Raw genomic sequence first — 13,627 nt, 5'->3', positions numbered from 1 at the left:
CGCACGAGCGGCGTCAGACCGTCGTCCGCGCAGATGGCGTCCCAGTCGTCCTCGAACAGCAGCGTGTCGGGCCGCGTTCGCCGGGCAGGACCGCGATGTCGTGGCGCGGGTGCGCGGTCGCGTCAGGCGGTCGTCTGCCGTCCGACGGTGCGGTCGACGGTCCGGAGCGGCAGCAGCACGGCGACGACGACGGAGACGGCGAGCGGAGCCGCGAGCGTGACCACGCCCTCCACCTGCCACAGCACCGGGCGGGTCGACGTCGACGCGTCGACTGCGGCACGAGCGACGACGGCGGCCAGGCCGATGCCGACGAGCACCACGGCCGGCGACACGACGAGGAACCAGGCGCGAGGCCGCACGGCGTTCGCGAGGAACCACGCGGCCAGCAGAGCGGCGAACCCGATGCTCGCGGCGACGGACCAGACCGCTCCACCGAGGACCAGGCCGACCGCGACCGCGCAGGAGCCACCGGCTGCCGTGACCGCGGCCGCGGCCCACCGTCGGCGGCTCGTGGTCACGCGGGACAGTGCGACGAGCACCAGGGCCAGCGGGACGAGGAAGCCGAGGACGACGTCGAACGCCTCGCCCACGCGGTGCTGCGCGGTGCTGGACACGACGAAGAACACCGTCTGGTCGAGGACGGACGCTGCGACGACGGACAGGACGGCGGCAGCGATGAGGAGCCGGGCGGAGCGAGCGAGCGCGGGACGGGACGGGTTCATCGAACCTCCTGGTCGGGGGTGGGCGGAGCGGTGGAAGGCAGCGATCGTGGTCATCCCGAGCCCGATGGCCCTGCGCGGGACGCCGACCTCCGGAGCGGCCGCGACGGACTGGTCGGCCGCTCGGGGGATTTGATCGACCTATGTAGAGTAGGCATCTCCCGGCCATCCCGACCAGTGGCCGCCCTGAGGATCCGCCCAGATCGAGCACCCTCTGGCCACGATTATTGACCGTTCGATCCACGAAGCGTACAGTTCGAGACCGATCGGTCCAGTACCGGTCGTCAGACCCCGAGGCAGGCGGACCTGGTGCTCCTGACCCGTCCGGTGACGCGACGTCGACACGACGTCGACACCGCCGACCGATGATGAACCCCCGGTGCCGGCTCCCCGCGAGCCGTCCGCACCGACCGATCGCCCTGAGGATGCCCGATGCCCATGTCCCCCTCCATCTCGAAGCCGACCGACCAGCACGACCGCGACGCGGTCCGCGAGCACCTCGCGCGCTCGGGGGTGCTCGACGCCTGGCGCCCTGACCGCGGGCGTCCGGCCCCGTGGACCGTCGCCGACATCGCCGATCGCCTGCGCCACCTCGGCGCGGCGGACGCCGACCTCGGGTGGATCGGCGCCGTCGCCGCGGTGACGAACCTCGCGGTGGCGGAGTTCCCCGGCGAGACGCTGCTCGAGGTCTGGGGGCCGGACGGCGACACGCTCGTGGCCGGCACCCTCGCCCCACAGGGCACCGGCACCTGGACCGACGGCGCGTTCCACGTGCGCGCGGTCTCGACACCGGCGAGCGGGCTGCCCTGGGCGGACTGGGTCATGGCGACCGTCCGCGACGTCGACTCCGGGGCGCTGGTGCGGGTCCTCGTCCCCGTGGCGGACGTCCGCGTGGAGACGACCTGGGACGCCACGGGTCTGCAGGGCTCCGGTGGTGACACCGCGCACCTCGACGACGTCGTCGTGCCCGCTCGGAGGACCCGGACCCTCGCTCCGGCGCCGTCGGCGGCTCCGCTGACGTTCTTCGCCACGATCTTCTTCGCATCCCCGTTGATCGGCGCCGTCGAGTCCGCGCTCGACCGGGTCCTCGACGACGTCGGGGGCCACGGGGAACGGTCCGCCCGGCCCGACGTGCGGGCAGCGGTCGGTGCGGCCGCCCGGGAAGTGGCCCGTGCAGCGGGTCTGCACGCCGCTGCATCGGCCGCCCTCGGGACCCGCGACGAGGTGGACGCGCTGTCCGCCGTGGCACGTGCCACCTCGGCCGACCTCGCCGTCCAGGCACTCGCCGCGGCCGAGCATGCGCTTCCACTCCTCGTGAGCGGGACCGGAGCGGCGGCACTGCACACCGGGCACCCGCTCGCGCGGACGGTCCGCGACGTCGCCGTCGGCGCGCGGCACACGGCGCTCTCGCCGACCAAGTCGGCGCTCGCCCACACCGACGCACTGTTCGGGGGTCGCTCCTGATGCCCCGACAACGCGAGGAGCAGCCGTCGCACAACCGCATCCCGCTCGAGCGTCGAGACCTCTTGGAGCGCATGGTCCGCGTCGCCGGCGAACGCGGCGGCCGCCTGGCCGTCGTCGGGGAACCCGGCGTTGGGAAGACCACCATGCTCGAGGCGCTCGCCGGTCGCCTGGCCCAGGACCGCATCGTGCTGATGCTGCGCTTCGACGAGGGGACGACGGGCCCGTACGCGGCCGTCAGGGCCCTCCTGCGACTCGTTCCCGACCGCGTCTTCCGCACCCTGCCCGTCGGCTACCGGGCGGTTCTGGAGCAGGTGCTCCAGACCGCTCCCCCCGGGTTCGCCGACCACCGGATGCTCGAAGCGGCGTTGCGGTACCTCTGCAACGTCCTCGCTGCGGCGCACACGGTGCTGATCCTGGACGACGCGCACCTGGCGGACCGGGAGTCCGTCGACCTGATGGCTCCGATGTTCCGGCCGCCGCACGAGGCCGCCGGGACGGTCCTGATCGTCGCGCGGGAGCTGGACGCCGGTGGCCCGATCACCTCGTGGAAGGTCGTGTTCACGGCGTCGCAGCTCGCCTTCCTGGCGCCCCTCAGCCCCGCCGCGGTCGCCGGCGTCCTGAAGGACTCCGAGCTCGGGGGCCTCTCCGCGACGGACCTCAACGAGATCGCGACGGAGAGCGGCGGCAACCCGTCGTGGGCGATCGACCTGGCGATCACGCGGCTCTCCGGGGACGACCGGACGGCCGCGTCGGCGTCACGTGCCGTCGCGTCGACGATCCGTCGGATCGAGCGACTCCCCCCGGCCGTCCGAGAAGTCCTCGCGGTCACGGCGTTGATGCGTGGGGGCACCGTCGAGGCGCTCTTCCACGTGGTCGGTCACGCTGAGGACGCACTCGCCGAGGGCGTCGCCCTCGGCGTCCTCAGCGTCAAGGGGCACGAGGTCGCGGTGCGGACGCCGCTCCTGCGTGCCGCGATGTCCGCGATGCTGTCCGCCCAGGAGCGGCGAACGCTGCACGCCGGGCTCGCCGAGTCCCCCCTGCCCGCTGAACGGCGACTCGAGCACCGCGACGATGCCGTCCTGCCGGGGCCGCGACCGGACCTCGCGGAGGAGCTGCGGGCCGCCTCGGGCCGCGCCCGCCGGATCGGGACGACCTCGAACGCGCTTCGTCTGGCGATGCGCTCGGTGGCGCGCTCCGACGGACGCTCCGACGCGCACGTGGACCGCGTCCTGCACGCCGCGGAACTCGCGGGAGCGCACGGCGATGCCGCGCTCGTCAGGCGGTTGTCGGCGACCCTCGACCCCGCCGTCCTGGCGCCGGAGCAGTTCGACCGGATCGCCGTCGTCAGCGCCGAGGCGATCGCGCAGGACCTCGGCGTCGATGCACTCGACCGTCGCCTCGCGAACGCGAGACGGTCGTTCGAGTCGGCAGACGTGCGCGCGTCGATCATCGACGTGCTCCGGATCCTCTGGTCCTCCGGTGGGGCGAGCGACGTCGCGCGGGAGCTCGAAGACCGCGCCGCCGAACTCCCGCCCGAGGTCGCTCCGAACACGTTGCGAGCAGCGCTGGAGGACCTCGCGTTCCGGCTCCTCGACGCGGGTGAAGGGCTCTCGTCGGAGATCATCGCGAGGTCACGGGCCGTCGAGTCTGCCAGCGGCACGCTGGACCTGACCTTGAGCGCGGCCTCCATCGAGGCGACGGGCGCCTACCAGGCAGACGACCTCGGGCGTTCGCGTCCCGCACTCACCGCCTTCGTCCGGACCGCGGAACTGCTCGGTGCGCACCCCACCACCACCCGTGCACTCGCGCACGCGGCCATCGTCGAGGTCCTCGCCGGACGCGTCGTCCAGGCGGCGTCGCTCCTCCACGAGGCCGAACAGCACGCGCTCCGCCTGGTCGACCCGCCGGCTCCGCTCACCCGCGCCCGCGGCCTCTTCGCACTCACCCGGAACGACCGCGAGACGCTCGAGGAGATCCTGACCGGTTGGTCGAGTCCGGCGGCGACGATCCGCGGCAGCCTGCTCGTCCACGGACTCGCCGGGATCGACGCGGCCTGGTCCGAGAACTGGACGGAGGCGCGGACCGAGCTCGAGCTGGCCCTGGAGCTGGCCGAGGCGAAGGGCATCGTCGAGCCGGGACGACGGCTGTGGATCGACATCGAGCTCGCCCGTGCGCGTGTCCACCTCGGCGACCTCGACGGCGCCGAACACCTCGCCCGGCGACTCGCCGCACTCGACGAGTCGCACCGGCGACCCCATGCCCACGGCCAGTCGCTCAGGATCAGGGCGATGGTCGCGATGCAGCGGGGCCAGCAGGAGGAGTCGCTCCGGCTCGCCGAGGACGCCGTGGAGGAACTCCGCCGCGGCGGCTTCGCACCCGAGGCGGCGCGCGCACAACTCGACCGCGCGCAGCTCCTCCTGGACGCCGGCCGCAGCGGACGGGCACGGCAGGTGCTCGCCGACGTCGCGGCGAGCCGGATCCACGCCGACGACCCGCGGATCGCGGCCCGGACCCTGCGTCTGACCGAGGCGGCTGACACCGTCGATGGTCGAGCGCTGCTGACAGCCGCCGAGACCCGGGTCGCGCAGTCGGCGGCCGCCGGACGGACGAACCGTGAGATCGCAGCCCAGCTGTTCGTGAGCGTCAGGACGGTCGAGACGCACCTCGGCAACGCCTACCGCAAGATGGGCGTCCGCACGCGCACCCAGCTCGCACTCGCCCTGAACGACCTCGGCCAGGACGACCCTGGTCGTGGCCGAGGCCCTGGCTCCGGCTCCGGTTCCGCCCCGGGGCGGAACCGGGACACCGGTCGGCATGACGACCGAACGGAGTCCCCGTGACACAGCGCCACCGGTCGCAGCCCCTCGGCATCGCCCGTCACGGACGGCTTCCGCCGACGCGGAGGGGGCCGTTCGCTGGTCGCAGCGCTCGACGACCGCGCGCGAACGCACCGTGACCGTGGCCGGACACCGGCCCCGCCCCGTCCGCTACCGCAGCGCGTCGGTGACCGGTCGTGCGGCGTCCGGGTCGAACCGGCGGAACACCGCGTCCGGGAAGTGCGGGCCGACGAGGACCACGTCCTGGTCGCCGACACGACGCGCGATGGCCCGGCGCGTCCGGACGGCTTCCTCGGCGTCGTGGTCGCCGACCCAGACCAGGTCGGGGTGCAGCACCTCTCCCGGGCAGTGCACCGCATCGCCGACGATGAAGGCGCTCGAGCGGCTCCCCTGCACGGCGAACGCGTGATGGCCCGGGGTGTGCCCGGCCGTCGCGACGGCGGTGACGCCCTCGACAGGTCGGGCGCCCTCGGTGAGGCGGTGCCGACGCTCGTCGATCAGGGCCAGCTCGTTCGGTCGCGGGGCGACTGCGTCGGAGCGGTGCTCAGGTCGGTTCCAGAACGCCCACTCGGCGTCGTCGAGCCAGTACTCCGCCTCTGGGAAGGTGTGGACCCCGTCGACGTCCTCGTCCCCGATCCACCCGACGTGGTCGGCGTGCAGGTGCGTCAGCAGGACCGTGTCGACGTCGCCGGGTTCGACGCCGATCGTGCGGAGGTTGTCGAGGAGCTGGCCGCCGCGCATGAAGGCGTCGCGCGTCGTCCCGGGTCGGACGAGCGGGATGGTCCGCCTGCCGATGCCCGCGTCGACGAGGATGCTCCGTCCCTGCGTCGAGATGAGGATCGCGCCGACGCTCAGGACGAGCATCCCGTCGTCGTCGAGCACGTCGAGGCCGTCGGACAGCACGGCGTCGTGCCCACGGGGGTAGGCGAGCGCGGGTTCGGCACGGAACTCGCCGTCCGGGACGTACGTGAGGGTGATGCCGCCGAGGTCGAGGCTCGTGACGGCAGCTGGGGATGCGGGCACAGGAGGCTCCAGTCCGTGGTCGGGGTGAGGACGGTGACAGTGTGCGCGGTCGGTTGCCGGTGTCACCTCCGTGCTCTCACCGAGTTCGACACACACCGACGACCCGTGTGACCACCGATGCCCAGCCGGAGCGGGCGCGCGACGATGCCCTCGGAAGGCACTCCGGTGGTGGAGCGCCGGAGAGGAAGACCGATGGACCTGCCTCGCATCGACGGCTCCCGGATCCTGGTGACCGGAGCAAACGGCGGACTCGGGGTCGAGTTCGTCGACCAGGCGCTCGCGCGCGGTGCGGAGCGGGTCTACGCGACCACACGCACGCACCGTGACTGGGACGACGACCGTGTCGTGCCGATCGAGCTCGACGTCGACGACCCCCGGGCCGTCGAACGAGCCGCCGACGTGGCGCACGACGTCACGATCACCGTGAACAACGCGGGGATCGCTTCCCTGGAACCCCTGGCGACGGGGGACGTCGACGTGCTGCGCCGGGTCGTCGAGACCAACCTGTGGGGTGCCCTCGGCGTCGCGCGGGCATTCGCACCGGTGATGGCGACGAACGGCGGCGGCACACTCGTCAACGTGCTGTCGGCGGCGAGCTGGGCGCACCGGCTGGGGGCGTACAGCGTGTCGAAGGCCGCGCTCTGGGCGGCGACGAACGTCCTGCGTCTGGAACTCGCGCCGAGCGGCGTCCGCGTGGTCGGGTTGCACCTCGGGTTCACCCGCACGCCGATGCTCACGAAGTACGACGTCCCGATGCCGCCGATGGGCGAGGCCGTCGACGTGGTCCGGTCGGCGTACGACCAGATCGAAGCGGGCGCACTCGAGGTGCTCGCCGACGAACGCAGTCACACGGTCCGGCAGACGCTGGCGCTGCCGCTCGGACAGGCGTACCCCGAGCTCGAGCATCTCGGACTCCTCTGAGCCGAGGACCCGAGTCTGAACCGAGGGGGTGACGGACGGGAGGCGCGGTGCGGGCCCGCCCCGCGCCTCCCGTCCGTCAGCGGTTCCGGCTGTCAGCGGTGCTGTCCGTCGGCGAGCCGACGGTCAGGTCCAGTCGCCGTCGTCGGTACCCAGGTGCTCACGTCCGACGGTCGTGATCGGGACCGTCGCGAGACTGGTGAGGCCGATCTGGAGCAGCGTCGCACGTGAGACGCCGACGCGGCCGAGCGTGGACATGCCCTCGATGACCGCGCAGAAGTAGATCCCCAGGGCCTCGGCATCGGCGTCGGCCTCGATCTCGCCCGCGGCCTGCGCGTCGACGATGCACGCGACGTAGTCGGCCCGGATGGCGTCGAACGCGCTCGCGACGGCCGCGGCGACCTCGACCTCGCGGCTGGAGAGCTCGACCGCCGCACGCAGGAACAGGGAGGGCGGTGCCTGGCCCGCGCCGTGCTCGACCGCGGCGGACACCAGCACCGTCCGGATGCGGACGATCGGGTGTTCCGCGCTCTGCAGGCTCGCCCTGACCGCGTCCACGGCCTCGGTGGTGTCGCTGAGGAAGGCGCGCATGAAGAGCTCCTTCTTGCCGCCGAAGGCGTTGTAGAGGCTCTGGCGTGCGAGGCCCGTCGCTTCGAGCAGGTCGTCGAGGGACGTGCCGGCGAAGCCTGTCTCGGCGAAGGTGCGCCGTGCGCGGTCGATGACCTCTGCCTCGTCGAACATGCGTGGTCGTGGCATTCGCGATCCTCCTCGAACCGGTTCTTGACTGAAGTGTCCATTATGCCCTACCGTTCTGGACCAAGCAGTCAACAACGAGGAAACGGAAGCACATCATGGTCGGAACATTGAACGGCAAGACCGCACTCGTCTCGGGCGGCACCTCGGGGATCGGTCTCGCGGTCGTCCGTCGGTTCGTCGCCGAGGGAGCGCACGTCTTCGTCACCGGACGACGCCAGCAGGCACTCGACGCCCTCCGCGAGGAGTTCGGCGACGACGTCACGCCGGTGCAGGCCGACGCGACGGAGCCCGCGGGCATCGAGACCGTGTTCAGGGCCGTCGCAGCGCGCGGTGCCGGCCTGGACGCGGTGCACGTCAACGCGGGCATCGGCGAGTTCAAGCCGCTCGCCGAGGTCACGGCAGAGGACATCGACGAGACCTTCGGCACGAACGTCCGCGCCACCACCCTGACGGTCCAGGGCGCGCTGCCGTTCCTCGGCACGGGGTCGGCGATCGTCGTGACGGGCTCGTCGTCGGCGTCCGGGACCGAACCGGCGTTCGGCCTGTACGGCGCCTCGAAGGCCGCCGTCGCCACCCTCACCCGGACCTGGGCGGCCGAACTCGCGCCGCGGGGCATCCGGATCAACACCGTCGTGCCCGGCCCCACCGAGACCCCCGGGCTCAAGGGCCTCGCGCCGCATGACCCGGACGCGCTCCTGGCCGCGATCGCCAGCAAGCTCCCCTTCGGCCGCGTCCTGCTCCCCGAGGAGGTCGCCGCGGCCGTGCTGTTCCTGGTCTCGGACGAGAGCTCGGGCATGACCGGCAGCGAACTCGCCGTCGACGGCGGCAGCACGCTCGTCTGAGCACCGACGCCCACGAAGGGAACTCATCATGAAGCGCATCCTCCTCATCGGTGGCGGCTCCGGCATCGGCCAGGCCATCGCTTCGGCCCTGCTCGAACGCGGCGACCAGCCCGTCATCGGTGCACGCGACCCGGAGCGCACGGTGTCGACCCTCCCGGCACCGCTCCGCGACGTGCCGGTGCTCCACGCAGACCTCGCCGACGAGGGCACCATCGGGGCGCTCACGGCGTCGGGGCCCTTCGACGCGGTCGTCTCGCTCGCCGCTGCCTCGGCGAACGGGCCGGCAGCCGAGTTCGACCGGGCGGTGATCCACGCCGCGTTCGACGCCAAGGTGATCGGTCCGATGCTGCTCGCGAAGCACCTCGCGGCCTCGATGCGTCCCGGCGGAGCGTTCGTGTTCTTCTCCGGCGTCGCCGCGTGGAAGCCCGCCCCGAGCATGAGCGTGATGGCGACCGTCAACGGCGCCGTGTCGTTCATGGCGGAGGCCCTCGCGGTGGAGCTCGCCCCGGTCCGAGCGGTCGCGGTGTCGCCCGGCATCATCGACTCCGGCCTGTGGGACTTCATGGGCGAGGACGGCAAGCGCGACTTCTTCTCGTCGACGGCCGCCGCGAACCCCGCACGGCGCGTCGGCACCCCGGCCGACGTCGTCGGGGCGGTGCTCCTCGCCGTCGACAACACCTTCATCACCGGCACCACCCTCCACGTCGACGGTGGTGGACGGCTGAGCTGAGCGTCAGGTCGCGCTGCTCGCCGACAACGGCGGCAGTGCGGCCTGCCGACTCCGCGCACACATCGACGACGGGGCCCTCGCCGCCATCGCAAGAGAGAGAAGTGGAAGACCATGTCACGCTTGCAACACAACGGTTGGCTCAGCGTCTCGGCCGTCGCGGTCGGGTCGTTCGGAACCGTCCTCTCGGAGTTCCTCCCCATCGGGCTCCTCCCGTCGATCTCCTCGGACCTCGGCGTCCGGGTCGCGACCGCCGGTCTCATGGTCGTCGTCACCGGGCTCGCAGCCGCGGTCGCGGCACCCGCGGTCACCGTCGCGACCTCCCGACTCGACCGGCGGGTCGTCCTCATCGGCCTCAGCGCCGTCCTCGTCGTCTCGGACGTCGTCGCCGCCACCGCAGCCGCGTTCGCGGTGCTCCTGGTCGCGCGGCTCCTCCTCGGCGTCGCGCTCGGCGGGTTCTGGGCAATCGGTGCCGGCATCGCAGGCCGCCTCGTCGAGGAGTCCCAGGCGATCCGCGCGACCTCACTGATCACTGCCGGGATCTCGATCGCGACGGTCGTCAGCCTCCCCCTCGGAGCGTTCGTCGCAGCGACCTCGACATGGCGGCTCGCATTCGTCATCGGCGCGGTGATCGGCGCCGTCGCCCTCGTCCTGCAACTGCTCACCCTCCCCGCGATCCCCGCACAGCAGCGAGTGCGTCCGACCGAGCTCATGGGCCTGTTCCGCGTGCCACGTGCCCGCATCGGGCTGCTCGTCGCCGCGTTCCTCTTCGCCGCGCAGTTCGCCGCCTACACCTACGTCAGTCCGTTCCTGCAGGACGTCGCGAAGGTCAGCCCGGACGTCGTCTCGGTCGCGCTGCTGGTGTTCGGCGTCTCCGGCATCATCGGGAACTTCGCCACGAGCGCGGCCCTCGACCGGTCCGTCCTCGGCACCCTCACGGCCCTCGGCGTCGCCCTCGCCGCCGCCGTGGCCCTGCTGCCGCTGGTCGCACACCTCCCCGTGGCCGTCTTCGTGCTCCTGGTCGTGTGGGGGCTCGTGTGGGGCGGGCTCCCGCTCGGCCTGCAGACCTGGATGGTGCAGGCGACACCACAGGGTGCCGAGGCGGGACTGGCGATGTTCGTCACCACGATCCAGGTCGCCCTCGCCATCGGCTCCAGCATCGGCGGCATCGCCGTGGCCGCTTCCGGCATCGCCGTCGACTTCCAGCTCGCCGCGGTCATCGCGCTGCTCGGCACTGCCACCCTCGTCGTGCTCAGCCTGCGCTCGGCCACGCCTGCTCGTGGCCGTGCGGCGACCGCGGACCGCTGACGCACGGTCGGCACGTCCGCCTGGTGCGCGGCTGACCGCCCGGCCCTCCACGGGGCCGGGCGGTCATGCCGTCCAGAGCCAGTTGACCCGGTCGTAGTGGTGTGCGAAGCCGGCACGGACGAGGTTGCGGTACGACGGGCTGCTGGTGGACAGACCGGTCTCCGCGGTCAGGAGACGACATCCGGCGCTCGCGGCGGCCTCGTGGCGAGCAGTGAGGATCGCGGACTGCACGCCGCGGTTCCGGTGGGACGGCAGCGTGCCGCCGGTGTTGATCGAAGCGACCTCGCCGACGACGTGCACGGCGCCGGCCCCCACGAGCTCGTCTCCGTCCCACGCACCGAACACCCGTGCCTCCGGGTCGTCGAACACCCCACGGAGCATCGGCGTGAGATCGGGCTCCGTCATCCCGAAGGCCTCCCGGATGATCCGCGCCCACGCCGACGTGTCCCGCTCCGTCAGCTCCCGCACGTCGAGGTCCGTCCCGCCCGACACGAAGTCGTCGACGGGACACGCGAACTTCGCCCACGCCGAGGTCGCCGTCAGACCGTCGTCCGCGCAGATGGCGTCCCAGTCGTCCGGGATCACCTGGGGCGCGACCGCGATGAGCGCGGACTCCACACCGGACGCGCGGAAGAACGAGACCACCTCGCCCACACCGGCGCGGTCGAGCGGGACGTCGAAACCGACGCCGAGGCTCTTGCTCCAGTAGCCCGACGGGTCGTCGGCCATCGCTGCGGCCATGCCGCCGCCGAACGTCGTCGTGCGGATGCCGAGCACCTCACGGTCCGGCGCCGATGCTCCGGCGAGGAAGCGGCGGAAGTACGCACCCTCCGCCTGCTCGATCAACTGGACGTCGGCGATGGGAAGCGTTCGCAGTGACACTGGGGGCCGTTCGTTCGGGAGCCTCCGGATGCCAGCTCGGTCATCGAGCTTGGTGGGAGCTGACGATCTCAGGCATCCGTGCTCCCACCGGACTTCCCGTCCAGTCGGCTCCTCCTTCAGGCCATCGTCGGCGATGTGGAAGGCACCAGCCGCCGGGTACCCATGCACGGCTCGTCGCCGGCGGAGGCTCGGGCATGGTCATCCCGCGACGGCAAGCTCCCGCCGCTGACCCCTCAGAACGGCACGCCGCACACCAACACCGCGTTGGCGAAGGCCGTCGCTTCTCCCGTCCGCACGAACAGCCGGGCGTCGGCGGACATCGCCTTGAGTGCCTCGTGCGACACGGCACGTCGCTCGGGGAACCGCTCCGCGAGCCACGCACCGGCGTCGGTGCCATCCGCCTCGGTCGCGACGACGCACTCCTGGAACACTGCGTCGCCGAGCAGGGCATCGAGCACGTCGACGAACCGCGGAACCCCGTGCACGAGCGCGAGGTCGACGACCTGGACCCCGGGCGGGATCGGCAGTCCACAGTCAGCGACGACCACGAGGTCGCCGTGCCCGAGTCGGCTGAGCCCGGCATTGAGCTCCGCGTTGAGGATGCCTGTCTTCTTCATGCAGCGACTCCCGTCGTGGTGGTGACGCCGTCTGGCGCGATCTCCGGCAGGACCTCGGAGATCGTCCGGCACGACGGCTGCGTCCCGGCGGACTGCACGGCGAACGTTCCGGACCGGACGGCCTGACGGGCAGCCTCGAGCAGGGTGTCGCCCGCGCCGAGCCGCGCTGCGAGCTGGTCGTTCCCCTTCGACACGAGCGCGCCCCGGGGCCCGCGCGTCAGGACGACGGAGCGCATGTCGGGTGCACGGAGGGTCGGGATGTCGGTGTGGAGCGACGCTCTGTCCATGGCCCCTCCCCGGGTCAAGCGCATCATAAGACGGCTCTCCACTCGCGCTTCGCGACGCGCCGACTCCGCGTTGGCTGGACGACGGTGCCGGGAGCACCGACGCAGACGAACTCGCAGAAAGAAGAAAACCCCCGCGTCAACGGGGGTTTTCCATGGCGGTACCGGTGGGATTTGAACCCACCTGCGTCGCGGCACGACCAGTACTTCGCGGCGGACCGCCCCGGATTTGAACAGATCTACGATGCGGTTCCTCGCACCTGCTCACACCTCTCCGCAGCTTCTCTGTTACTGCTCGGTTACTGCTGGACGCACCTATCCGTTGCATCTTCGCTCCCACAGGAACAGACCATCACCCGAGAAGGAAACGACATGATTCCGCACACCAAGCACACCCCCACCAGCAAGGTCATCAGCGCGTACTACACGGTCCATCCGGAGGACCGCCAGACGTTCAACGACGCCGTGATCCCTCACCTGAGCACCACCGCGCAGCAAGACGGATGCACCTACTACGTCTTCGCCGAAGACCTCACCGACCCAAACACCATCCACCTCACCGAGGGCTGGCGTGACCAAGATGCCATCGACGCGCACATGACCGACGAGCGCTTCCTCGAAGCCGCCAGTGCTGTCCTCAAGAACGTCCGCATCATCGACTACCAGGCCGAGTACTACGACGTCGCAACTCAGACCGCCGGCGCACTCCCAACGTGAACTGAACCACCGACCCACCGATTTGCGGACCGGGGTCAGCGCCCGTGTCTCGGTGAGGGATCGGCTATCGAAACGAACTCAAACGCGTAGGGCGTTTGATCCGGGCGTTAGGAGCTCGGGAACAGTGTGTTCGCGATGAAACGGAGCATGAGGGTGACCGCACCAATGACCGCGATGGCGGCGCCGATCACGACCAGGATCAGGGCGCGCAGTAGGGCGTGCGTTGCCGATTCGTCGGGGTGTTGACTGATCATCGTCGTGCTCATCAACACGATGGCTGCGGCGACGAGCAGGACCGTGCCAACCCAGGTCGCTACACGGAGCGTGAGCGGTGCTTGCATGTGGTCCCTTGGTGTGCTGGGTCGCGCCCGAGCGCCCTCGGCTTCCCAATCAGCCAGCTTCGTCATGGTGTTCGCCCTCCGTCGGCATGAGCGTAAGGCGCTTGGAACGAATTCGGTACCTTCTGTTCGCGCCATCGCGCCCAAACTCCTGCTGCGACGATCGTCGTTAGCTGCGTGCTCGGCACACGCTTC

At 71.5% G+C, this 13,627-nt stretch carries 14 protein-coding genes; 7 read left to right on the top strand and 7 right to left on the bottom strand.

The genetic code is table 11. The annotated features are described in order from the left end of the window. Positions 1-122 precede the first annotated feature (122 nt). The gene (locus ITJ68_RS02395; protein ID WP_228504438.1) at positions 123-776 is read right to left on the bottom strand and encodes a hypothetical protein; all 654 of its coding nucleotides are present in this window, start codon (positions 774-776) and stop codon (positions 123-125) included. A 375-nt stretch (positions 777-1,151) separates the two neighbouring features. Here ITJ68_RS02395 and ITJ68_RS02390 point away from each other — a divergent pair, with 375 nt between their 5' ends. Continuing rightward, positions 1,152-2,183 (top strand): hypothetical protein, encoded by a 1,032-nt coding sequence (locus ITJ68_RS02390; protein WP_194659734.1) that lies wholly within the window; start codon positions 1,152-1,154, stop codon positions 2,181-2,183. Continuing rightward, positions 2,183-5,023, top strand: coding sequence for a helix-turn-helix transcriptional regulator (locus ITJ68_RS02385; RefSeq protein ID WP_194659733.1), 2,841 nt, complete (start codon positions 2,183-2,185; stop codon positions 5,021-5,023). Before ITJ68_RS02390 ends, ITJ68_RS02385 begins: the two co-directional genes overlap by 1 nt. 147 nt (positions 5,024-5,170) lie before the next feature. On the opposite strand, the gene ITJ68_RS02380 is transcribed toward ITJ68_RS02385, so the two are convergent. Further along, positions 5,171-6,043: an MBL fold metallo-hydrolase gene (locus ITJ68_RS02380; RefSeq protein WP_194659732.1), complete on the bottom strand. Its 873-nt coding sequence runs from the start codon at positions 6,041-6,043 to the stop codon at positions 5,171-5,173. 192 nt (positions 6,044-6,235) lie between these two features. Here ITJ68_RS02380 and ITJ68_RS02375 point away from each other — a divergent pair, with 192 nt between their 5' ends. After that, a complete protein-coding gene (locus tag ITJ68_RS02375) occupies positions 6,236-6,964 on the top strand; it encodes an SDR family oxidoreductase (RefSeq protein WP_194659731.1) in 729 nt (242 codons plus the stop codon). A gap of 123 nt (positions 6,965-7,087) precedes the next feature. On the opposite strand, the gene ITJ68_RS02370 is transcribed toward ITJ68_RS02375, so the two are convergent. Further along, positions 7,088-7,717, bottom strand: coding sequence for a TetR/AcrR family transcriptional regulator (locus ITJ68_RS02370; RefSeq protein WP_194659730.1), 630 nt, complete (start codon positions 7,715-7,717; stop codon positions 7,088-7,090). A 95-nt stretch (positions 7,718-7,812) separates the two neighbouring features. On the opposite strand from ITJ68_RS02370, the gene ITJ68_RS02365 reads away from it, so the two are divergent. From ITJ68_RS02365 to ITJ68_RS02355, 3 genes are all read left to right on the top strand, one after another. After that, on the top strand, positions 7,813-8,559 hold the full coding sequence (locus ITJ68_RS02365) for an SDR family NAD(P)-dependent oxidoreductase (protein ID WP_194659729.1): 747 nt from the start codon (positions 7,813-7,815) through the stop codon (positions 8,557-8,559). 28 nt (positions 8,560-8,587) lie between these two features. Further along, positions 8,588-9,289, top strand: a complete 702-nt coding sequence (locus tag ITJ68_RS02360) for an SDR family oxidoreductase (RefSeq protein ID WP_194659728.1) — start codon at positions 8,588-8,590, stop codon at positions 9,287-9,289. A 111-nt stretch (positions 9,290-9,400) separates the two neighbouring features. Further along, complete coding sequence (locus ITJ68_RS02355; RefSeq protein ID WP_194659727.1) at positions 9,401-10,594, top strand: MFS transporter; 1,194 nt, start codon at positions 9,401-9,403, stop codon at positions 10,592-10,594. Positions 10,595-10,657: 63 nt separating this feature from the next. On the opposite strand, the gene ITJ68_RS02350 is transcribed toward ITJ68_RS02355, so the two are convergent. The 3 genes from ITJ68_RS02350 to ITJ68_RS02340 form a co-directional block, all read right to left on the bottom strand. Continuing rightward, complete coding sequence (locus ITJ68_RS02350) at positions 10,658-11,476, bottom strand: GNAT family N-acetyltransferase (protein ID WP_194659726.1); 819 nt, start codon at positions 11,474-11,476, stop codon at positions 10,658-10,660. Positions 11,477-11,709: 233 nt separating this feature from the next. Beyond that, a complete protein-coding gene (rbsD, locus tag ITJ68_RS02345) occupies positions 11,710-12,093 on the bottom strand; it encodes a D-ribose pyranase (protein ID WP_194659725.1) in 384 nt (127 codons plus the stop codon). After that, a complete protein-coding gene (locus ITJ68_RS02340) occupies positions 12,090-12,380 on the bottom strand; it encodes a hypothetical protein (RefSeq protein WP_194659724.1) in 291 nt (96 codons plus the stop codon). The genes rbsD and ITJ68_RS02340 overlap by 4 nt, the downstream gene beginning before the upstream one ends. A gap of 369 nt (positions 12,381-12,749) precedes the next feature. Here ITJ68_RS02340 and ITJ68_RS02335 point away from each other — a divergent pair, with 369 nt between their 5' ends. Next, a complete protein-coding gene (locus ITJ68_RS02335) occupies positions 12,750-13,094 on the top strand; it encodes a putative quinol monooxygenase (RefSeq protein ID WP_194659723.1) in 345 nt (114 codons plus the stop codon). 107 nt (positions 13,095-13,201) lie between these two features. Here the strand turns inward: ITJ68_RS02335 and ITJ68_RS02330 are convergent, their stop codons facing one another. Further along, complete coding sequence (locus ITJ68_RS02330) at positions 13,202-13,501, bottom strand: hypothetical protein (RefSeq protein WP_194659722.1); 300 nt, start codon at positions 13,499-13,501, stop codon at positions 13,202-13,204. Between the last annotated feature and the right edge of the window lie 126 nt (positions 13,502-13,627).

The organism is Curtobacterium sp. VKM Ac-1395 (genome assembly GCF_015350975.1).
Taxonomy (GTDB): Bacteria; Actinomycetota; Actinomycetes; order Actinomycetales; family Microbacteriaceae; genus Curtobacterium.
The sequence above is the reverse complement of the archived record's forward strand: the minus strand, read 5'-3'. Positions and strand labels throughout refer to the sequence as shown.